The organism is Burkholderia aenigmatica (genome assembly GCF_048627025.1).
Taxonomy (GTDB): Bacteria; Pseudomonadota; Gammaproteobacteria; order Burkholderiales; family Burkholderiaceae; genus Burkholderia; species Burkholderia aenigmatica.
This window is the reverse complement of sequence record NZ_CP184470.1, coordinates 30,863-51,529: the sequence shown is the minus strand read 5'-3', so window position 1 is coordinate 51,529 and position 20,667 is coordinate 30,863. Positions and strand designations below refer to the sequence as shown.

Annotated in this window: 17 protein-coding genes and 2 pseudogenes; 7 read left to right on the top strand and 12 right to left on the bottom strand. The window is 66.1% G+C overall.

Annotated features, from left to right (window positions below):
• Positions 1–12 precede the first annotated feature (12 nt).
• Together ACN8ZM_RS32610 and ACN8ZM_RS32605 are read left to right on the top strand one after the other, a co-directional pair.
• Entirely contained in the window at positions 13–1,479 is a 1,467-nt protein-coding gene (locus ACN8ZM_RS32610; RefSeq protein WP_420213039.1) for an NAD-dependent succinate-semialdehyde dehydrogenase, read from the top strand.
• A gap of 140 nt (positions 1,480–1,619) precedes the next feature.
• Positions 1,620–2,519, top strand: coding sequence for a GntR family transcriptional regulator (locus tag ACN8ZM_RS32605; RefSeq protein WP_420213038.1), 900 nt, complete (start codon positions 1,620–1,622; stop codon positions 2,517–2,519).
• A 233-nt stretch (positions 2,520–2,752) separates the two neighbouring features.
• Here ACN8ZM_RS32605 and ACN8ZM_RS32600 read toward each other — a convergent pair whose 3' ends face one another.
• Both ACN8ZM_RS32600 and ACN8ZM_RS32595 read right to left on the bottom strand, forming a co-directional pair.
• The gene (locus tag ACN8ZM_RS32600) at positions 2,753–3,523 is read right to left on the bottom strand and encodes a hypothetical protein (protein WP_420213037.1); all 771 of its coding nucleotides are present in this window, start codon (positions 3,521–3,523) and stop codon (positions 2,753–2,755) included.
• A gap of 191 nt (positions 3,524–3,714) precedes the next feature.
• On the bottom strand, positions 3,715–3,930 hold the full coding sequence (locus ACN8ZM_RS32595; protein ID WP_420213036.1) for a hypothetical protein: 216 nt from the start codon (positions 3,928–3,930) through the stop codon (positions 3,715–3,717).
• Positions 3,931–4,293: 363 nt separating this feature from the next.
• Here ACN8ZM_RS32595 and ACN8ZM_RS32590 point away from each other — a divergent pair, with 363 nt between their 5' ends.
• A complete protein-coding gene (locus tag ACN8ZM_RS32590; RefSeq protein WP_420213035.1) occupies positions 4,294–6,729 on the top strand; it encodes a PEP-utilizing enzyme in 2,436 nt (811 codons plus the stop codon).
• 35 nt (positions 6,730–6,764) lie between these two features.
• On the opposite strand, the gene ACN8ZM_RS32585 is transcribed toward ACN8ZM_RS32590, so the two are convergent.
• Positions 6,765–7,139 (bottom strand): hypothetical protein, encoded by a 375-nt coding sequence (locus ACN8ZM_RS32585; protein ID WP_043184055.1) that lies wholly within the window; start codon positions 7,137–7,139, stop codon positions 6,765–6,767.
• Positions 7,140–7,418: 279 nt separating this feature from the next.
• On the opposite strand from ACN8ZM_RS32585, the gene ACN8ZM_RS32580 reads away from it, so the two are divergent.
• The gene (locus ACN8ZM_RS32580) at positions 7,419–8,399 is read left to right on the top strand and encodes a bifunctional helix-turn-helix transcriptional regulator/GNAT family N-acetyltransferase (RefSeq protein ID WP_420213332.1); all 981 of its coding nucleotides are present in this window, start codon (positions 7,419–7,421) and stop codon (positions 8,397–8,399) included.
• A gap of 128 nt (positions 8,400–8,527) precedes the next feature.
• On the opposite strand, the pseudogene ACN8ZM_RS32575 reads toward ACN8ZM_RS32580, so the two are convergent.
• Positions 8,528–8,632, bottom strand: a pseudogene (locus ACN8ZM_RS32575) (LysR family transcriptional regulator); the annotation flags it as partial.
• Between the two features lie 66 nt (positions 8,633–8,698).
• Between ACN8ZM_RS32575 and ACN8ZM_RS32570 the strand changes: the two are divergent.
• The 3 genes and pseudogenes from ACN8ZM_RS32570 (at position 8,699) to ACN8ZM_RS32560 (ending at position 11,767) form a co-directional block, all read left to right on the top strand.
• A pseudogene (locus tag ACN8ZM_RS32570) lies at positions 8,699–9,750 on the top strand (zinc-binding alcohol dehydrogenase family protein).
• A 444-nt stretch (positions 9,751–10,194) separates the two neighbouring features.
• Positions 10,195–10,416 carry a hypothetical protein gene (locus tag ACN8ZM_RS32565; protein WP_089454528.1) on the top strand — a complete coding sequence of 74 codons (222 nt, stop codon included), beginning with the start codon at positions 10,195–10,197 and terminating at the stop codon, positions 10,414–10,416.
• 241 nt (positions 10,417–10,657) lie between these two features.
• A complete protein-coding gene (locus ACN8ZM_RS32560; protein ID WP_089454551.1) occupies positions 10,658–11,767 on the top strand; it encodes a polyamine ABC transporter substrate-binding protein in 1,110 nt (369 codons plus the stop codon).
• Between the two features lie 106 nt (positions 11,768–11,873).
• On the opposite strand, the gene ACN8ZM_RS32555 is transcribed toward ACN8ZM_RS32560, so the two are convergent.
• The 8 genes from ACN8ZM_RS32555 to ACN8ZM_RS32520 all read right to left on the bottom strand — a co-directional run bounded on the left by ACN8ZM_RS32555 (position 11,874) and on the right by ACN8ZM_RS32520 (position 20,605).
• Positions 11,874–12,443, bottom strand: a complete 570-nt coding sequence (locus tag ACN8ZM_RS32555) for a DNA-binding protein (RefSeq protein ID WP_420213034.1) — start codon at positions 12,441–12,443, stop codon at positions 11,874–11,876.
• 44 nt (positions 12,444–12,487) lie between these two features.
• A complete protein-coding gene (locus ACN8ZM_RS32550) occupies positions 12,488–13,735 on the bottom strand; it encodes an MFS transporter (RefSeq protein ID WP_205821246.1) in 1,248 nt (415 codons plus the stop codon).
• A 298-nt stretch (positions 13,736–14,033) separates the two neighbouring features.
• Positions 14,034–14,363: an H-NS family nucleoid-associated regulatory protein gene (locus tag ACN8ZM_RS32545; protein WP_043184049.1), complete on the bottom strand. Its 330-nt coding sequence runs from the start codon at positions 14,361–14,363 to the stop codon at positions 14,034–14,036.
• 327 nt (positions 14,364–14,690) lie between these two features.
• Complete coding sequence (locus tag ACN8ZM_RS32540; RefSeq protein ID WP_420213033.1) at positions 14,691–16,040, bottom strand: reverse transcriptase family protein; 1,350 nt, start codon at positions 16,038–16,040, stop codon at positions 14,691–14,693.
• Between the two features lie 267 nt (positions 16,041–16,307).
• Positions 16,308–16,880, bottom strand: a complete 573-nt coding sequence (locus tag ACN8ZM_RS32535) for a plasmid fertility inhibition factor family protein (RefSeq protein ID WP_043184047.1) — start codon at positions 16,878–16,880, stop codon at positions 16,308–16,310.
• Positions 16,881–17,125: 245 nt separating this feature from the next.
• Positions 17,126–18,109, bottom strand: a complete 984-nt coding sequence (locus ACN8ZM_RS32530) for a succinylglutamate desuccinylase (protein ID WP_420213032.1) — start codon at positions 18,107–18,109, stop codon at positions 17,126–17,128.
• A 75-nt stretch (positions 18,110–18,184) separates the two neighbouring features.
• Positions 18,185–19,516, bottom strand: a complete 1,332-nt coding sequence (locus ACN8ZM_RS32525) for an MFS transporter (protein WP_420213031.1) — start codon at positions 19,514–19,516, stop codon at positions 18,185–18,187.
• Positions 19,517–19,696: 180 nt separating this feature from the next.
• Complete coding sequence (locus ACN8ZM_RS32520) at positions 19,697–20,605, bottom strand: LysR family transcriptional regulator (RefSeq protein ID WP_043184043.1); 909 nt, start codon at positions 20,603–20,605, stop codon at positions 19,697–19,699.
• Positions 20,606–20,667: the final 62 nt, after the last annotated feature.

Sequence of the window (20,667 nt, the reverse complement as noted above, 5' to 3'; positions counted from 1 at the left end):
GGTACGCCGGCCATGCTCATCGACGGCACTTGGGCTTTCGGCGATGGCGCCGAGCGCGAATTACACGATCCCAGTACCGCCAAGGTGTTTGCCACTTACCGTGGCGCTTCACCGAAGCAGGTGGCAGCCGCCCTTGAAGGTGCGAAGTGGGGATTTGTCTCATGGTCGATACTGCCGCCGATCACCCGTACGAAAATCCTACTTGATGCCGCTGAAATACTAAGAGGCCAGATCTCGCGTCTCGCAGCCACGTTAACGCTAGAGCAAGGCAAGCCGATCGCAGAAGCAACCGCGGAATGGAAGGCAAGCATCGAGACGCTAGTCTGGTATGCGAATGAAGGCTTGCGCACTTATGGGCGACTCGTACCTGCGCGTCAGCAAGGCGTGCAGCAGGCCGTAAGCCGTGAGCCTGTCGGGCCAGTCGCTGCATTCGCACCGTGGAATTTTCCAGCGCTGACGCCGATACGAAAGATCGCAGCCGCTCTGGCCGCCGGTTGTAGTTGCGTGATCAAGCCCGCCGAGGAAACGCCGCTCTGTACGCTGGAAATTGGACGAGCGTTGATCAGTGCAGGATTGCCGCCTGGTGTGTTGAACATCGTCTACGGCGATGCTCCAGCGATCGCGACACAGCTGATAGAAAGCCCCGTCATTCAAAAGGTTTCGTTCACCGGATCTACAGCTATCGGTCGAAAACTGGCCGCGCTTGCAGGTGCCCACGTGAAGCCGTTGACGCTGGAACTCGGCGGGCACGCGCCCGTAGTGATCTTCCCCGATGCGGATCTCGATCTGGCAATCAGACAAGCCGGGAGCGGGAAATTCAAGAATGCCGGACAAATATGTGTCGCACCGACCCGCTTCATTGTCCACGATGACGTGTACGAACTGTTCGTAGAACGCCTCGTCGCGTATGCAAGCTCCTTGCACGTCGGCAACGGGGCCGACCCTGCCGTACAACTCGGCCCCCTTGCAAACATGAGACGCGTCCAGCAGATGGCCGACCTTGTCGAAGATGCACGCGCCAGCGGCGCCCGCGTCAGCACCGGCAAATTGCCCCGAGTGAGCAGCGGATACTTTTGGCCAGCGACAGTGTTACACGACCTATCACCCGAGGCCCGCATCCTCCGCGAAGAGCCGTTTGGCCCGCTCGCACCGTGCGTTCGCTTTAGCGACTTTGAAACTGCGGTATCGATCGCAAACGGCGTTGCATTCGGGCTATCGGCCTACGCTTTCACGCGATCGCTGGAGCTCGCCCACCGGGCAGCCAACGCACTTAAGGCAGGCATGGTCGGAATCAATACCTGCCGGGTGTCGCTGCCGGAACTTCCGTTCGGTGGTGTTGCCGACAGCGGGTACGGAAGAGAGGGAGGTAACGAGGGCCTCGAGCCGTATCTGATCACCAAATCCATCAGCATGGCCTACGCGCCGAACCCGACAGATGGGGTCAACATGCGAGTAGTTTCGCAGCCGCTACCATACTAGCGTCCGGCATGCAGCAACGGACCAAGGCTAGCGAAGAGGCACTCAACCACACCGCTCTTCGTCAACTGGGAACTTGATGCGGTTCGCGACGCTACCCAGTAAAATGTCTGGATGAATTCATCTTTGTCTAGTATTCGACCATGGATCGAGTGATAGCGCCTCTTCATACGGAACGTTTCAGCCAGCTTCAGATCGATCTTGCACGACGACTCGCGCAACAGATCGTCAATGGCGAGCTGCAAGCCGGGCACCATCTGTCCGAAAACTGGCTGGCAGCTGAATTTGAGGTGTCGCGGACTCCCGTGCGCAGGGCGCTGCAGTTGCTTGTCGAACACGGCTTCGTGGAGTCCCGATCGCAGGAAGGGGCGTTTGTTACCGATACGCCACCCCAAGTCGTGCCAAGCATGGGAAGCACAATTACGGCCGATGAACTCTCGCATCGAATACTGGACGACTACGCGCAAGGAAGACTACCGAGCTCGTGGACCGTAACAGAGGTACTCGAGCGGTACGACGCGCCACGCAGCGTTCTACATAAGGCATTAGTCAATCTCGCCTCGGATGGACTTGTTGAAAAGCGCAAGGGGCACGGATGGCGCTTCCTGCAACCGGTTGGCGAACCCGGTTCGATTGAAGAGAGTTATCGATTCCGGATTATTCTCGAGTGCGGAGCAATTCGCGACCAGTCCTTCAGAGTTGATCTCAATGAATTGAAGCGCCTTCGTGACGCTCACACCAAGCTGCTCGCCCAAACTGCGCATGCCCCAAACGCTGCAGAATTATTTGCACTTGGGGCCGATTTTCATGAAACGATTGCCAGATTTTCAAACAATCGCTTCATTTTTCAGACGATTCAACAACAAAACCAATTACGCCAGCTCAACGAGCACCTGTCTCATTTTTCCGGGCCATGGCACGTGCCTTCATGCCTTGAACATCTGGAGATCATCGAAGCCTTCGAACAACAAGACTTCGAGTGGGCCGCTGCACTTATGCGACGTCATCTTCTGCAGGCGCTAACCCGTAGCGCGGAAATTTGACACGACGGTAAGCACGCGTCCCATCGATATCCCTCAAAGATCTCGAGAATAACAATCAGTTTAACCAAACATCTACGCGCCCCTGCATCCACCAGCGCGAGACCATGACCGTATGACTTGAGAGTTCGATTGACGGACGGGCACACGACCTCACCACGTGTCATAGGCCGGGCTATCGCGCCCAGCCCATCAATAACGTACGGCAACACCGTCTCAAGTACTGGCGATATTCATCAGGAGGAAACCAACTTCGTGATCCAAGCGCCGATGCCCGTGAAGAAGTCCCAGTTACCGAGGGCGGACTGGTCGTTCTCGAACACCTTGATGACCGGCTTTCTGACGGGATCGTCGAACGACGTTACATCGTTGACAAAATTCTCCAAGGTCATATCTTGACCATTCCCGCGAATCTTCGTGCCACTGTAGAGCACCGACATCGTGTGGTCATGGATGAATCCGCAGTTAGACCACGGTAGATAATAGCCAAAGTTGGACAGCGGCTCGATGCGCCGCCTGATCCGCTCTAGTTCCATATGGAACAGACTGGAGCGAGCCGCGGTCGCGGTGGCGGCGTTCGTTTCATTCTTGATGGATGGAACGAATGCTGTGTAGGAGAAGTCTGGGATCACGCCGTCCTGTTGATACTGCGCAAAGCCGAAGCGGTCCGCAGGAAATGCTTTGGATAACGCAGAATACAGCACCCCGCACCCCCAATGGCGGGCCTGGATGCCGCATAGAACCCAGACATTCACAACCTGGCTGTTAAACATGAAACGCCATCGAATTCTGCGCTCATCCAGGTGCGCAGAAGACCAAGGCCAGATCGACGTATCTTCATTATTGGCGGCCGTCGTTGCGTCGTGGCGATCTCGTTCCGTCGCATCCATAGTCGCCCCCCCAATCCGGAAAGCTAGCTCGATCCGGTGTAACAGCACATGTCGAGTCACCAGTGTGACCAACTGCCAGATAGCCTTTCTGCACACGAGCAAGGAGATTTCGATCAAATATCTTCCCCGCTGCACCACTCTCACAGCATTGTGAAATGGCCGCGAAGCTAATGCAGCCGCGGCCATGACCCGTTCAATTGTCGAAGACTGGACGAATCCGGATCGCGCGCTGTGCCATCCAGGCGATAGTTTTTATCTATTAATCACATGAATCAATATATGAGGAAAAGCTCACATTCATTGAGAGCCTACATCACCGGAAACGGCGCCGAGTAACGGCGCGGCTCGGCATAAACGATCTTGACCGTCACCCACGAATTGAGCGGATGACGCTCGACGGAAGCGGGATCCACATAGAGCGCGATAGCCGGACCCGGGCCAAGCGTGGTCCAGTTCCCGGCCCACGCATGGCTTGCGACGAGCGCAAGCCATGCGCCCGCGATCCAGCGTCTTTTCATTTTCATTCCTCGAATCCGCCTTGGTGAATTCCAGCGGCCTGATTCTACTTTCTCAGTTCACGCGAAGTGTGCGATTCGATCCGGATCATTCACCGGCTTCGACTCATTTCTTCCAATCGACAACCGGTCACGTCTATCGGTCACGCATCGAAAAATCCGACGCGCGGAATGAATCGCGAATCGAATGAAATCGACTCGCGTAGAATGCCCGCAACAATCAAGCATCAAGCCGAGCGGGCCGCCCTTCCATTCCACTCGCACCGGCGCAACACGAACAAAACGACACGAACAAGACCCGCGGCATCCGCCGATCGCATCGCCCTGCCCGGGCGCGCGCCATCGCGACGATCGCCCGCCGATCCAGCCTCCATGAGCAAACCGATCCTGTACCTCCTCGCCGGCAACGGCAGCGCGGCCGACTGGTGGGACGATGCGCTGCCCCACTTCCGGCATTACCGGCCCGTGCCGCTGGAACTGCCGGGCTTCGGCGACCACCCCGCGCCGCCCTGCGAAGATCTCGCCGCGTATGCGCAAGCGCTGCTGGATGCGACCGAACCGGGCCACGCGATCATGGCCGTCGGCGTGAATGCGCTGCTGGTGCTGCACGCGCTGCAGCGGCGCCCCGGCCACTTCAGCCGCAGCGTGCTGCTCGCGCCCGTCGGTGCGTTCCTGTGGGAACGGCGCCTGCCGAAACTGATGGCGCCGAAACCGCTGCGCAAGACCATCCACTGGCTGCTCGCGCACTACCCGGCGCTGTTCGCCCGCAAGTTCTCGAACCTGACCTGGACGCGCGCCCAGTACCGCCGCATGGGCGCCGGCTATGCGCGTTGCCGCGCGTTCCTGCCGCACTGGGATCTCGTGCGCGCCGATACCGCGCTGCCGCTGCTCGAGTGGGTCACCGATCGCATCGAACTCGTGTGGGGCGACCAGGACAACGTGCTCGGCGTGCGCCAGGCCGCCGCGTGGTCGGCCATCCTCGCGCGCGCCGACCTCACCGTCACGCTGCAGGCCGGCTGGGGACACTATCCGTGGATCGACACGCCGGCGGCGTTCGCACAGTGGCTCGAAGCGGGCGACGCCGGCTTCGTCGCGCACACCAAGGGCGGGCGCCTGGCGCTGGCCACGATGGCCGGCCTGCCCGTGCCGCCCGCGTTGTCGCTGACCCGTGCCGATGATCCGCGCCTGCCCGGCTTTCTCGCGAGCCAGCCCGACGCCGAGTGGGCGATCCGCTCGTCGAGCCACGGAGAAGACCAGGCCGATGCGGCCAACGCCGGCCTGCACACCACGTTCCTGCGCGTACCGGCAGCGCAAGCGGCCGCGCGCGTGGCCGAGCTGCTCGACGGCGGCCTCGAGGAAACGGTCGTGCAGCGCTTCATCACGCCCGTGCTGTCGGGCATCGCGTTCGTGCGTCATCTCGCCGTCGAAGTCGAATGGGTGGAAGGCCACCTCGAAACGCTCGCCGACGGACAAGCCAGCCCGCAACGCGCGATCCTGTCGCGGCTCGGCGAGCCCTGGCAACGCGGCACGTTCCCGACCGCGCACGGCCTGAGCGCGACGCAGCTGTGGGACTTCCTGCAGCGCGTGCTGCGCGCGTTCCACTACGTGCCGGGCGATGTCGAATGGGCGTGGGACGGCAAGCAGCTGTGGCTGCTGCAGTACCGCCCGATCAGCAGCTACGGCTGGCACCGGCACCTGACCGCCGCGAACATCGCCGAGATCCTGCCGCCGCAGCCGAGCCGGCTGGTCGAGTATGCGCAACGGCGCGCGGCCGGCAGCATCCCGGCCATCATGGCGCGCTGGGATGCACGCGTACTGCAGGACAACGAACCATTTACCGCGCTCTATGGCGGTGCGTCGTACATCAACAACGACCTGTTCCTCGCCCGCCTCGCCGACTGGGGCGTGTCGGCCGGCAACTACAGCGGCGAGATCGGCGGCGCGACGCCGCCGCTGCGCTGGCGACCGCTGCGGCTGCTGCGTTCGCTGCCGGTGTTCTGGCGCATGCTGCACGTCGCGCGCGGGCATCTGCCGACGCTCGAGCGCGGCTTGCAGCGCTTCGACCGGGAACTCGCGACGCTCGTCGAGCGACGCGCCGACGGCCAGCAACTGGCCGACTGGTTCACGCGCTTCTACGTGTTCGTCGTGCAGGGCAACCTGTGCATCGCGTCATCGCTGGCCAGCAGCGGCGGCGCACTGTGGGGCCGTCCGCCAACCGCATACGGCCAGCTCGACGACAGCCCGCATCGCCTGCCGTGGGAAACCGATCCGGGCACCACGCGGCCCGCGCCCGTCAGCCTGCCGCTGCAGGCATTTCCCGACTGGCCGCTGCCGGTCCGCGTGCTCCACGCGCTCGGCGCACCCGGCATGCGCGGCTGGTATCTGCAGGTGCGCGAGTGGTATCGCGACAACCTGATGCGGGTGTTCTTCCGCCTGCATCATGCGATGCCGGCCGCCGATCGCGACGCGTGGTTCGCGCCGCATCCCGAGCGCCGCGAACGCAACGGCAGCTTCTGGCAGGACGGCAGCGAAGGCACCGACGAGGCGGCCGGCTTCATGATCTATCCGGGCCACACACAAGGTGTGCTCGGCCACGACATCCTGCTGGAAGACACGCTCGACCCGGGCCGGCATGCGCAGTACCAGGCCGCGCGCGCCGTGATCGCGCGGATGGGCGGCCGGCTGTCGCACGGCGCGACGCTGCTGCGCGAACTGCGCAAGCCGTCGGCCGTGCTACCGCGTGTCGATGCGACGTGGATCGGGCGCGAGGTGCGGCTCAGCGACGGCCGGCTGACGCTGGTCGAATAGGCGCGGCGCCGCGTGCCTGAGCCGCGACGCGCGGCTCAGCGCACCGGCGTGCGGACTTTCCCGTCGACCTTCAACGTGCGCCGGTCGTGCGCGGCTTCGTATTCGACCGTCTGCGCGGGCGTAACCGCGCCGTACGAACGGCCGTTCACATAGACGGTGCCGTCCCGCAGCTCGACCCGGTCGCCGTTGACCGTCGCGGTGGCCTGTTCACCCTGCAGCACCGCGCCCGAGCAACCGGCGGTCGAAAAGCTGCGGACCGACGTGCCCGGCATCGCGGCGATCCCGCCCTGATCCGCCGCATGCGCCGCGCTGCAGGGCAGCGCATCCATGCTGCCGGCGGCGTAGGCCGCGCCGGCGCTGATGCCGCATCCGGCAAGCAACGCAATCGTCATCGGCTTCAGATTGTTCATGGTGCGCTCCGTTGTCCGCGGCCGCGGATCGATGACCGACCGACGCCCGTGCTCGCATGGCTGGCAGGCCAGACGCATCGAGTATGCGTCCAGTTCGCGGCACGCCGCCATCCGCGCCAGTACCACTTGCTGCCCGCCCCTCTGCTCCCCTTGATCCGCGCCGACACCGACCTCCGGGAGTGCCCCCTCGGCACAGCCCGTCCACATGAAATTCCCCCTTGATCGAGTTGCGACCCGCAACTATTATTGATTGCGATCCGCAACCTTTTCAGGGCAACCATGGACCTCATCGACGCTCCCGCCAAGCCTCGCGAAGCGACCATCCTCGAGCTGCGCGACTTCTCCCGCAAACTGGTTCGCGAGCTCGGCTTCATGCGCGCGACGCTGGCCGACAGCGAATGGGCGCCCTCGGCCGTTCACGCGATCCTCGAGATCGGGACGGCGCCCGGCATCAATGCCCGCGATCTGGGCAACATCCTGCGGCTGGACAAATCGAACACGAGCCGGCAACTCGCGCGGCTCGAGGCGGCCGGAGTCGTGGAGCGGCGCGTGTCGAGCGACGATGCGCGCGCGACCGAGCTGTACCTGACCGCCGAGGGGAAAAAGCTCCAGAAAAGAATCGACACCTTCGCGACCGATCAGGTGTCGAATGCGCTGCGCCGCATGGTGCCCGCCGACCAGCAGGCGCTGCTGCGCTCGCTCGCGCTGTATGCCGATGCGCTCGCGCAGGACAACGCCGCCAAGGCGCCCGCCGCCGCACCCGATGCGCCCTCGATCCGCGAAGGCTACCAGCCGGGCTGCATCGGCGATATCGCGAGCCTTCACGCGCGCTTTTATTCCGAACACTGGGGCTTCGGCGCCTTTTTCGAAAAGCGGGTGGCGACCGAGCTGGCCGAGTTCGCCGGTGCGCTGCCGGCCGACGGCAAGGCGCTTTGGCTGTGCCAGGAAGACGGACGGACCCTCGCGTCGCTCGTGATCGACGGCGACCCGGCAACGGGCGTCGCGCACCTGCGCTGGTTCATCGTGAACGACGCGTTGCGCGGGTCCGGCATCGGGCGCCGGCTCATGGCGGAAGCCATGCGCTTCGTCGACGCGCAGCGCTTTCGCGAAACCTACCTGTGGACGTTCAAGGGCCTGGATTCGGCGCGCCATCTGTACGAGTCGTTCGGCTTCACGCTGACCAGTGAATCCGCGGGCACGCAATGGGGCACCGAGGTGATCGAGCAGCGCTTCAGCCGGCCCGGGCCATCCGGCGGCTGAGGTTCGACGGGGCGTCTCTGTCGTCGCGGCGAATGCCCTTGCGTCTGTCGACACGAGCTTCCCGCCCGGCGTTGCGCGAGGCGGGCGAAGCACGACCGCCGACGCCATGAGCCCCCCGCGATACCGGCCTATCGGCTGGCCGGTCTTCTCCGCTTGGCTTCAGCGGCCGGGAAGACCCGCTCGCCGAGAAAATCCACCAAGGCCCGGACCTTCGGCGACGGGTGCTTGCTCGCCGTCTCGTGCAATGCCCAGTCATCCCTCCTGCGCTGGAACGGCCCCGTCGCCGACTGGAAACAGTGATGACAACGCCTTCTTCGAGTGTCGCCGCCATCGCATTTCGCCAGCAATCCACGCTGGCCGATCCCGACTGCCTGGTCGATGTCGAGATCGCATGTCCGGCGCCCGGCCCCCACGATCTGCGCGTTGCCGTCCGGGCCGTTTCGGTCAATCCCGTGGACACCAAGATTCGCGCGGGACAGGTGGCCGCGCCCGATAGCGTCCGTTGCCTGGGCTGGGATGCCGCCGGGATCGTGGAAGCCGTGGGCGAGGCCGTCACGCTGTTCCGGCCTGGCGATGCGGTGTATTACGCCGGGTCTTTCGACCGGACCGGCAGCAACGCGCACTCGCACCTCGTCGATGAACGCATCGTCGGACGTGCGCCCGGGAGCCTGAGCTTTGCCGAAGCGGCGGCGCTGCCCCTGACCGCGCTGACGGCCTGGCAACTGCTGTTCGATCGTCTGGGCGTGCCACCCGGCAAGCCGGCCGGTGCGGGCAGCCTGCTGGTGCTGGGGGGTGCCGGTGGCGTCGGCTCGATGCTGATCCAGCTCGCGCGCCGCCTGACCGGACTGACGGTGGTCGCCACGGCCTCGCGCGCGCAGAGCCGCGACTGGTGCCTGGGCCTGGGCGCCCATCACGTCATCGACCATCGCCAGCCCCTGCCGGCACAAGTCAGCGCGCTGCCGGTGCCACCGATTACGCACATCGCGGCATTGTCGAATACGGCCGAACACTGGGCGGAACTGGCCGAACTGATTGCCCCCAGGGCCGGCTGGCCATCATCGACGACCACGACACACTCGATGCCGTGCCGTTCAAGGCCAAGAGCGTGTCGCTGCATTGGGAGATGGTGTTCACGCGCCCGCTGTTCGGTACGCCGGACATGATCGCCCAGCACCGCATCCTCGATGAAGTGGCCGCCCTGGTGGATGCGGGTGTGCTGCGTTCGACCCTCAACCGCGTGCTGTATCCGCTCGACGCGGCGCAGTTGCGGGAGGCGCATCGTCTGGTGGAAGGCGGCGGCATGACCGGCAAGGTCGTGGTCGCGCGCGCCGCGGAAGACACGATGAAGTAAGTCAGGGACGCCGTGCGACGGCTGCCGTTATCAACGACTGCCCGTCGCCCGCTTTCCGGCTCGCCAACCGGGCCGCGACAGCCCGAGAAATGTCGTGTCCGGGCGCAACCCGGGCAGCAAGCCGTCGAATATTCTCATCACTTCGCGCCCATCCTGACCGGCAAGACAGCCTCGCCTGCACGATTCGCCCGTCATCACCCTCACGCCACGCGCATCCATCGGCCTTCGAATCACTAGGGAAAATCCGGAGACATCCTTACAGCGATTTACCTGATGATTCACGGAAGCGTCATGTTTCGGCGATTCGGCGGTTCGCCAAGCTTTCAACGCGTGTCACGAAGCCGATGCCGCCCTGCGGCAAACGCGATGACCGAAGCCCGAAACGGCAGTCGCTGGCAAACCGCCAGGTGTTCAATACTTTCAACAACCCGGTCGAGAGTAATCGTGAGATTCCGTGGCCCGCTGGTGCGGTGGAGACGAGGCGATGCGCGACACCTGCGCGCCGCGATCGCGTCCTCCGACGACAGTGACGGCGGGCAAAGTCCTCGCCTGTCCCTGTCGATCTACACCATCCTGTCCCGCCGTTCCGTTCGCCGCCACAACGCCGTCGCCGCGCGTGCCTACGTCGCGATCCATACCGACGACGTGGCATCGTTGCTGCCTTAGCGCTCGCCCCCTTTCCCTGTATCCGTTCGACCTGCTCGCCGTGTCGCCCGACCGGTGACGGGATCGTCCCGCGCTTTGCTTTCGCGCAGCCCGGCCCGAGATCGAACGGACTCCTGATCGTCGCGCACCGCATTCGCTCACGGCGCGCGGCGGTCGCGCACGCCTGCTTCATCCGATGAACCATCGCGCAACGACCCGCGCCTCGCGGCTCGACACGCGCACCGAAATGGAAGACTTCTTCATGCGAATCCGCACGCTTCGCCGCGCCCTTGCAACCGCCGCCATCCTGTCGGTCGCCGCGGCCGCCGGCACGGCCGCCCACGCGGCCGGCGAACTGAACATCTACAACTGGTCCGACTACATCGCGCCGGACACGATCCCGAACTTCCAGAAGCAGACGGGCCTCCACGTCCGCTACGACAACTACGACAACGACGACACGCTGCAGGCGAAACTGCTGTCGGGGAATTCCGGCTACGACATCGTCGTGCCGACGTCGAACTACATGGCCAAGCAGATCCAGGCGAGCGTCTACCAGCCGCTCGACAAGTCGAAGCTGCCGAACCTGTCGAACCTCGATCCGCTGCTGATGAAGATGGTCGCCGATGCCGATCCGGGCAACCAGTACGGCGTGCCGTGGGCATACGGTACCGACGGCATCGGCTACAACGTGCAGGCCGTGAAGAAGGCGCTCGGCGACAAGGCGCCGGTCGACAGCTGGGCGCTGGTGTTCGATCCGGCCAACATGGCCAAGCTGAAGAGCTGCGGCGTGTCGTTCCTCGACCAGGCCGTCGACGTGTTCGCGGCCACGCTGCAGTACATGGGCAAGGACCCGAACAGCACGAACCCGGCCGACTATCATGCCGCGTTCGAGGTGCTGAAGAAGGTGCGCCCGTACATCACGCAGTTCAACTCGTCGGGCTACATCAACGATCTCGCGAACAACGACCTGTGCGTGTCGCTCGGCTACTCGGGCGACATCGGCATCGCACACCGCCGCACCGCCGAAGCGAAGCGCCCGTACGAGATCCGCTTCGCGAATCCGAAGGAAGGCGGGCTGCTGTGGTTCGACATGATGGTGATCCCGAAGGACGCGCCGAACCGCGACGCCGCGCTGAAGTGGATCAACTACGTTCAGGATCCGAAGGTCAATGCGGGCATCACCAACGCGGTGTTCTACCCGACCGCGAACAAGGCCGCGCGCCAGTACGTGAAGCCCGCGATCGCGCGCGACCCGTCGGTGTATCCGGGCGACGAGGTGTTGAGCAAGATGACGCTGCTCAAGCCGATGCCGCCCGAGATTCGCCGGCTGCAGAACCGGCTGTGGGCGCAGTTGAAGACCGGGCGCTAAGCCGCGCACCGAAGTAACGGATCGTGCCGCCGACGGCTTGCTCGCGCCGGCGGCGCGGTTGCTTCAACAGCGGTGATGGTGCGTGCGAGGGCGCCGACTGCGTGAACTATCGCTGCGTCTGCACCTGCACCTGCACCTGCTCCGCAGAAAATGCCTCTTCCACGAAGCGGATCACGTCGTCGAGCGACGACGTGCACGCGGCCCCCGCCGCGAGTTCGCGAAACGCGCCGTCCGGCCCGAAGCAGACGAGCGGCTTGCGCCAGCGCTGCGCGAGCGCAATCTCCTCGGCCGTGCCGTGCCCGCCCGGCAGCGCGACGATCAGGTCGCTGCTCAGCACGTTCACGTAGTTGCGGTTGATCGTGTGCGGATCCGCATCCGGCTCGCGGCGCGACAGCGGCGTGAGGATCGGGATGTCGACGAACGGATGCGGATAACCGTCGAGCGGCACGAAGCCCGCGAGCGGATCGGCCTGCGTCGGCAGGATGCCGATCGATCGGCCGGCCCGCCCGGGCACGTCGGCGAACGCGCGCGCGACCGCCAGCATCACGCCCTGCCCGCCCCCCGTCAGCAGGTTGAAGCCGGCCTGCGCGATCCATTCGCCGAGCGGCGCCGAAAACGCGAGCCACGGCTCCTTGCCCGAGCCCATCACGCCGATCGTCCTGTTCTTCTGTTGCATCGTGGTTTCCGGTGAAATCGTTGGGTTGTGCGCGAGCGCCGCGCTCATTCGAGCTCGACACCCTTGAGCTCGGGAATCAGGAACAGCGTCGCGACCATGTCGAGCACGTAGAGGCCGGCGAGCAGCGCGATGGCCGTCTGGAACGAGTAGTGCGCGGCCAGCGCGCCGACTGCGACCGGGCCGAAGCCGCCGACCGCGCGACCGATATTCCACAACACGTTCTGCGCGGTTGCGCGCGCGACCGTCGGATAGCCCTCCGACATCAGCGTCCCGTAGCCGCCGACCATCCCGTTGACGAACATGCCCATCAGCGCACCGGCCCACAGCATCGCGGTCGGGTCCGACAGCCGCGCGTACGCGATGACCGTCACGACCGAGCCGAGCTGGTACAGCAGGAACGTCGGCTTGCGCCCGATGCGGTCGGCCAGCTGCCCGAACACCCAGACGCCGATCATCATCCCGACGACGGTTGCCGCCGTCCACAACCCCGACTTCGTCAGCGAGAAGCCCATCTGTTTCGACAGGAAGGTCGGCAGCCAGATCATGATCCCGTAGTAGCCGAAGTTCTGGACCGAACACAGGATCACGATGCCGAGGCTCGTGCGCGCGGTGCGCCCGTCCGCGACGAGCAGGCGGAAGGCATTGGCCTTCGGCTGCGTCGCGCGCTGCACGAACGCCTCCGGCTCGTGCAGCTTGTTGCGCATCGCCCAGGCGAGCAGCGCGGGCAGCACGCCGACCAGGAACATCCCGCGCCAGCCGATGTGCAGCAGCAGGAACGGCGTCAGCAACGCGGCCAGCAGTACGCCGGCCTGCCAGCCGAGCGCGACGTAGCACGACACGCGGGCGCGTTTGCTGGCCGGCCACGCTTCCGCCGCGAGCGCCATGCCGATCCCGAACTCGCCGCCCAGCCCGATGCCCGCGATGGTGCGGTAGACGAGCAGATCCCAGAAGCCGCGCGCGAACGCGCACAGCCCGGTGAAGATCGCGAACAGCAGGATCGTCCAGGTCAGCACGCGCACGCGCCCGTAACGGTCGCTCAGTGCACCGAACAGGATGCCGCCTGCGACGGCGCCGATCAGCGTCCAGGTGACCAGCGCGCCGCCCTGCCCGGGTGTCAGTTGCAGCGCGGCCGTGATCGCGGGCAGCATGAAGCCGAGGATCAGCAGGTCGAAGCCGTCCATCGCATAGCCGATCGCCGATCCGGCCAGCGCTTTCCACGCGTACGCGCCGACCTGCTCCACGCGCGGGGCCGACGGGCCGCCGAGCGTCGAAGATTTCATGTTTGCTGCCATGGTGTCCTGCCACGATTGTCCGGCGACATTCTAAGGCCTGTGCCCGCGAGCAAAGCCCCGGCGCGCGTGTCGGCCGCGACGGTTCGCGCATGCGGCGGCGCCCGCTTGCGGGACGGCAGGCGGGAATCTGCGGGCAATGAACGGGAGGGAAAAACGGCGATCCGGTGTCGGCGGCGAAACCGGCGATGTCGCGGTCAGGCCGGACACCGGATGAAAAGCAGCATGCTGGCGGGGTGTTGCCGGCCGGCCCGCTAGCGCGAACCGGACGGCGCCGGGTGGCCTGGCGGCCTGGCCGGCTTCAGCTTTCGTCGTCTCCGGGCCACCAGGTCTTGGCCTCACGGTCGACGGCGAGCGTATCGAGATCCTTGCCTTCGAGCCATTTCGGCCGAGGGCCGCGGCCCGACCATGAACGGCCGGACGTCGGGTCGTAGTACTTGGCAGGTGCCTTGCGTTTTCGCTGGACGATATAGCCGAGCGCGCTCAGCACTTCCTGCTGCGAGATTCCCAAAAGCTCGACCTGTTCCTTGAATGCCGCGAGCGCGGCCTGCTTCTCCTTCTGCTTCGCGTCCGACAGCTTGATGTTCAGGTCCCGAAGTTGTGCTTCGAGTTCCTGCAGGGCCTGGGTCATGTATTCATCCTCTTTGGGCATGTTTTTGCAAAAAACTCCGATGGCGGAACCTACCATGAAGTTCCGCCAATAGGGGCTGTCAAATGTGTGAATCGTTTGCCTGAGCCGGCACGGCTTACGCGATACGCACTAAACGACGTCGCGCGTCAATCAATGACATACAGAGCCGGGCCGGCAACGCGCAGCGCGCCAGCAACGAAGGCACGGCGAACGGCTGCGGCAAGTCGGCGCCGCACCATGGCACTGGCGCGGCATGGCGCGAATGATAGCAGTGCGCGGCACCGCACTACATAAGTCGTCGACCGGCGTCGATGCGAATCCGGCCGTTTACCGGCCGACGTCGCGCGCTTCCCACGCGATCCGGTCGAACAGCGCGCGCAGCTTCGCGCCGCGCGCCGCGTTCAGCGCGGCCGCATGCGCGACACGCCCGGCGAGATGCGCGCGGAAGTCCGGATGTGCATCGCGATTCTGCGATGCCGGCCCGCTCCGGATGCAGTTGGTCAGGATGGCCTTCAGGAGATCGAACTCATCGCGCGCCAGGTTCGGATGACGATTGACGACCACGCCGGCCAGGTGCTGCCGGCTGCCGCGTCGCATCACGCGTGTCTTGCGCAGTTGCAGCGCAAAGCCTTCCTCGAGTGCGATCGCGGCGACCCGCAGTTGCAGCCGCTCGACGTCGCGCGCCAGCGTGCCGCCGCCGGAAAAGGCGAGATCGTCCGCGTAGCGCGTGTAGGTTGCGCCGAGCGAACGCGCGAGCGCGGCGAGCCGCAGGTCGAACCGGAACGCGCACAGGTTCGCCAGCGCCGGCGAGGTCGGCGCCCCCTGCGGCAGATGCCGTTCGCGATAGCGCTGGCGGCCGATCCAGTCGAACCGGTCGCGCAGGTCCGGCGCGAGCAGCCGCGCGGACGGTACGCGATTGGTGCACAACCCCGTGAGCGTGCGCGCGACTTCGGCCGGATACCCGAGCGTGACGAACAGCGCGTGAACGCGTGCGGCGCGTACCGATACGAAGAAATCCGCAAGATCGAAACGGACGACGACATCGCGATCCGCATGCGGCGCCGCGAACGAGACGATCCCGTGCCCCTTGCGAAACCCGTGCACCGCACCGTGCGGCGCGATGCGATCGAGCAGCCCGTGCAGGATGCGGCGCTGCGCTTCGCGCAGCCGGCCCTTCGGGATCTCGACCAGGCGGCACCCGCCGCTGCGCTTGTCGTGCGCCACGTACGTGTAGTGATGCAACGGCGTGGCGCTGCTGCGCGCGTCGACGCGCCAGTGGTCGGACAGCCAGTCGAGTTCCGGCGCGCTCACGCCGAGCCAGCCGGCAAGATCGCCGGGCGTCGCCCATTGCGGCACGTCGCAGCCCGCGAGCGGCGCCGGTAACGGTTGCTGGACCGGCGGCCGCCGCACGACACGGATCGGCGCGGGCCGATCGCTGCCATACCACGCGAGCACGAAAGCCGGCGCTTCGGCGAGATCCGCCGCGAGCGTATCGATGTCGACGTCGGCCCAGCGTGCGCCGAAGCGTGCGAGCGCGGCATTCGCGACTTCGTGCGTCCACGGCGGCGCGCCGCCGAGCACGGCCGCCATCCGGGAAAGGACGCCGGCAGGTTCGGGGGCGCCGGCCAGCATCGCTTCGGCAATCGTGCGGACGGTATCGAACAGGGAGCCGTGCATGGGAATCGATGGGCGGGACGATGAGTCAACGTGACTGGTGCTGCGAGGAGTCATGTTGCGCAACGCGCAACGGCGCTCCTTGCGACGCATCGGGGTGTCGATCTGATCCACGGGGTAGCCCCGTAGTCCTGGAACATCGGCTGCCTGTTCCGGGCGTGTGCTTGACCCACCGGCCCGCGATGCGACTTTAATGGCCGCGAGCGCGGCGTGTCAAACCTGATGGCGATCCGGTGCCGCCGCGGGGCGCGCCGGATCGCCATGCGCACCCTACGCGTGCCGGGAAAACAGTTCGCGGTACGCGATCGGCGCGACGCCGACGCCGGCCATGTTGTTCAGCATCGTCGCCCAGGTCGCGTTGTCGACGCTGACCGGAAACGACCGCGCGCGGTTGGCGAGCAGCCAGAAGGTGCGCGTCATGCCGTTGCTCATCGCGACTTCGTACCCGCTTCCCTCGAGCCAGTAGCCGACCGGCGGCAGTTCCACCGGTTCGAGTCGGCCGGCCCGGAACGCGGCGGTGGCCGACGCGTACTTGCTGTCGAGCGGCATGACGCGGCGCGGCACGCAGTCCTGCGAGTTCAGTTGCGGAAATCTCGGGCTCGTGCCGAGCCACAGGCCGTAGAACGTTTGAGCGTCGAGATGCACGACGAAGCGCTCCGTTTCGGCGGGCGTCGCCGCCATGTAGCAGTCGGCCTGGCCCGGAACGGCAACGCGCCACATCGCGCGCTTCGCGCTCAGGTCGACCAGTTCGCTCGGCTGCGGGCGCGGCTGGATGGGAGACGGTCGTCCCGCTTCGCGCAGGTCGCGCGCGCGGTCGAGTCCGATACGAAGACGTGTCAGCATGGGCCCTCTCTTTCTCTCGTGATTTGTTCGAATGCGTCAGGGGGCGCGGCACCGCTGCGTGGCGGGTGGCGGCCGGCGAGCACCGGACGGGCGGCATGGCCGCGCCGTCTCGACACGCGTGTCCGGTGTCCTGACGCTCCCGATCTGTTCGGGAACCCGCGCAGTGTAGCGCCTTTCCGTGCCACGACGATGAACACGCCGCTGCAATGCCGCATCCGGACTGCCGCGCGGCACGACCGGCACCATCAGCGCTCCAGCAATCGCCCCAGCCGCATCATCGTGACGTTCACGCCGAGATGTCGCATCGACGGTTGCACGATCACGCAGTTGTCATACGGCGTGACGATCACGTCGTCGCCGTCGCGCGCGATCTCGGTGCCGGCCTGCTCGATCACCTCGAGCCCCGTGAACGGTTGCGAGAACCGGAAGTCCATCGAACGCGCGACGACCGGCTCCGTGATCTCGACGAACTTCTGCCGCACCGGCGCGGCTTGCGTAAGGAAAGCTGCGACATCGTCGCGCGCAACGACACCCGCATGCAGCAGGAAGCGCGCCGCGCTGTCGAGCGCGACATCGCGTGCGCTCGCGGCGAAGTGCTGGCCCGTCTCGATCAGCAGCGCATTCTTCGCGCTCGCCGGATCGCCGAAGCCGCCGTAGTCGCGCAGCCGCGTGCCGTTCGCATGGCCGCGATCGATGATCACGTGCTCCGGCGTGCCGATCGCGGCCGCCAGCGCGATCGCCTTTTCAAGCGAGCCGGTCATCATCAGCGGCGCGGACGCTTCGTGCATCGAATGAATGTCGAGCAGCAGGTCGACCGTATCGAGCAGCGGACGCATCGCGCGCGCACGCACAAGCTCGCGGCTGCCGCGCGTGCCGTCGAGCGCGGCCGGCGTCCACACGCGATTCATGTCCTCGTCGAGGTAGCGCGTCGCATCGGCGTTCTCCGCACTGAAATGCTCGTATGCGCCAACGTTGCCGAAGCCGAGCGACAGGCGGCCCGCCACCGGACGCAGGCCCGCGGCGAGCAACGCGTCCACCGCGATCGCGCCGCTGACTTCGTTGCCGTGCGTCAGCGCGAGGATCATCACGTGCTTGCCGGGCCGGCCGCTGTCGAACGTATGCAGATAGTCGATACCCGTATTGCCCGCGCGCCAGCGCGAGATGTCGGGGAAGGTCACTTCGATCGGATAGGCCGGCAATGCGGCGCGGATGGCTTCAAGCGTGGTCATGTCGGAAAGGCTCAACAGGGTTCGGGAGAGGCGCAGCCGGCTGGTGCCGGCTGCACCGGGATCGGGGCTGGCGCGTCACGCCTCGGTCGCGCGCGTCGACGGCGTCGCGGCGGCGGCAGCAGCACCGCGCATCCGGCGGCCGAGCGAGATCACCGACGTGATCCCGAGCACGGCCGTCGCCATCACGTAGAAACTCGGCGCCAGCTTGTTGTGCGTCGCGTCGATCAGCCAGGTCACGATCAGCGGCGCGAAACCGCCGAACAGCGTCACCGAGAAGTTGTACGACAGCGCGAGGCCCGTGCCGCGCGTGCTCGTCGGGAAGATGTCCGCCAGCAGCGCCGGCAGCGGCGCGAGGCTCACCGCGATCAGCAGGCCGACCAGCGCCTGCACCGCGAGCAGCGTCTCGACCGTCGGATAGCGGTTCAGCATCACGAACAGCGGCCATGTCGTCACGCCGACCAGGATCAGCGCGACCAGCATCACGCGGATGCGGCCGAAGCGATCCGACAGGTGCCCGACGACCGGCGCGGCGATCATCAGCATCGCGCCCGTGACGACCGCGCCGAGATACGACGACGTGGCCGGGATATGCAGCTGCTTGACCGCATACGTCGGCATGTACAGCTTGTGCACGTAGTTGAACGCCGTGGCCGTCGCGACGACACCGGCGCCGAGCAGCAGGTTCGCACGGTCGCGGACGAACACGTCGCGCAGCGGCGACTTCGCGCGCCCTTGCTCGCCGAGCCGGCGGAAATCGGCCGGCTCGTCGATGTTGCGGCGAATGTAGAGCCCGACCGGGCCGATCAGCAGCCCGACCGAGAACGCGACGCGCCAGCCCCACGCATGCAGCTGGTCGGTCGTCAGCAGCAGGCTCAGCAGGGCGGACACGCCGGCCGCGAGCACCGTCGCGAGCCCCTGCGTCGACATCTGCCAGCTCGCGAAGAAGCCGCGCCGCTTCGCATCGGCCTGCTCGACCATGAATGCGGTGGCCGCGCCGAATTCGCCGCCCGTCGAGAAGCCCTGCAGCATCCGCGCGACGATGATCAGCAGCGGTGACGCGATGCCGATCTGCGCATATGTCGGCGCGAACGCGATCATCGCGGTGCCGAGCATCATCAGCCCGATCGATATCGTCAGCGACGCCTTGCGGCCTGCGCGGTCCGCATAGCTGCCGAGCACGATCGAGCCGAGCGGACGCGTGACGAACGAAATGCCGAACGTGCCCACCGACAGCAGCAGCGAGGTTGCCGCGTCGTGCGTGGGAAAGAACAGCTGGCCGATGACGATCGCGAAATAGCCGTAAATCAGCAGATCGTAGAACTCCAGCGCGTTGCCGATGCTCGCGGCGCAGATCTCGCGCCACGGATTGTGCGGGGCCGGCGTCGCGGCGTGCATGTTGTGGGTCATCCCTGTGCTCCTCCGGTAATGCTGGCCGTCAGGATTTTGAAAGACGGCGCGCGGCGTTGCCGGCGGCCGTTCGGGCCAGTCAAGCGCGGAGTGTAGGCAACGCGGGGCAGGCGTTCGTGCCGTTTCGGCACGCAATCGTGCCGATCGGCGCGCGGGCGCCGGGGCCGTTACGCACGGCGGCTATGCTCCGCCGTCGTCGCGTGACGGCGCGGTGCGCCAGATCGCGTCCAGTACCGGGTGCGGGTCGTTCCGGCGCCGGTACAGCGCGATGTCGAAGCCGATCTGCCAGTCGGCGCCGCCGACGATCGCAAGCTCGCCGCGCCGGACATCATCGGCGACGAGCCGCTGCGGCAGCCACGCGAGGCCGAGCCCGCGACGCGCCATCGCGAGGATCGCTTCGTACGAGTCGGCCTGGTACACGGGCCGCAGCGTCGGGCGGTTCGGCATTTCGGCGAGATGCCGCGCGAGCACCGCACGCAGCGTCAGCGTGCGCGCGAACGCGAGCCACGGCACCGGTGCCTGCCCGGCCGGCAGCCGGTAGCGCACGCTGCCGCGCGCATCGAACGCGCTGACCGGCACCAGCACCTCGCGCGCGACGGACAGCCAGTCGAAGCGGTCGCGATCGATCAGCAGCCGCGTATGCGGGCTCGAATAGACGATCAGCATGTCGGCTTCGCCGGCCGTCAGCTGCAGGATCGCTTCCTCTGCGCTGCCGGTCGCCACGGTCGCCGTGAAGAAGCCTGCGCGCGCAACCGTCTCGTCGTACCAGTCGGGGAAGAAGGTGGCCGAGAGCGTGCGGCCGGTCGCGATCCGGAGGTTGTTCTCCAGCACCGGCGCCGCTTCCTGAAGCTGCGTGCGGGCGCCGTGCAGGATGTCGAGCGCGTTCGACGCGGCATCGAGGAAGACAGTGCCGGCCGCCGTCAGTTCGAGCGGCTTCGTGCGCGCGATCAGGCGCGTGCCGACCCATTCCTCGAGCGACCGGATGCGGCGGCCGAACGCCGGATGCGTGACGAAGCGGTTCTCCGCTGCGCGTGTGAAGCTGCGCGTGCGCGCGAGTTCGACGAAGTCTTCGAGCCATTTCAGTTGCATGGCTGGGCTCCTGGGTGGGCGATGAGGGTCGGGCCGGAGTTCGCTCGCGAACCGCATGCGTG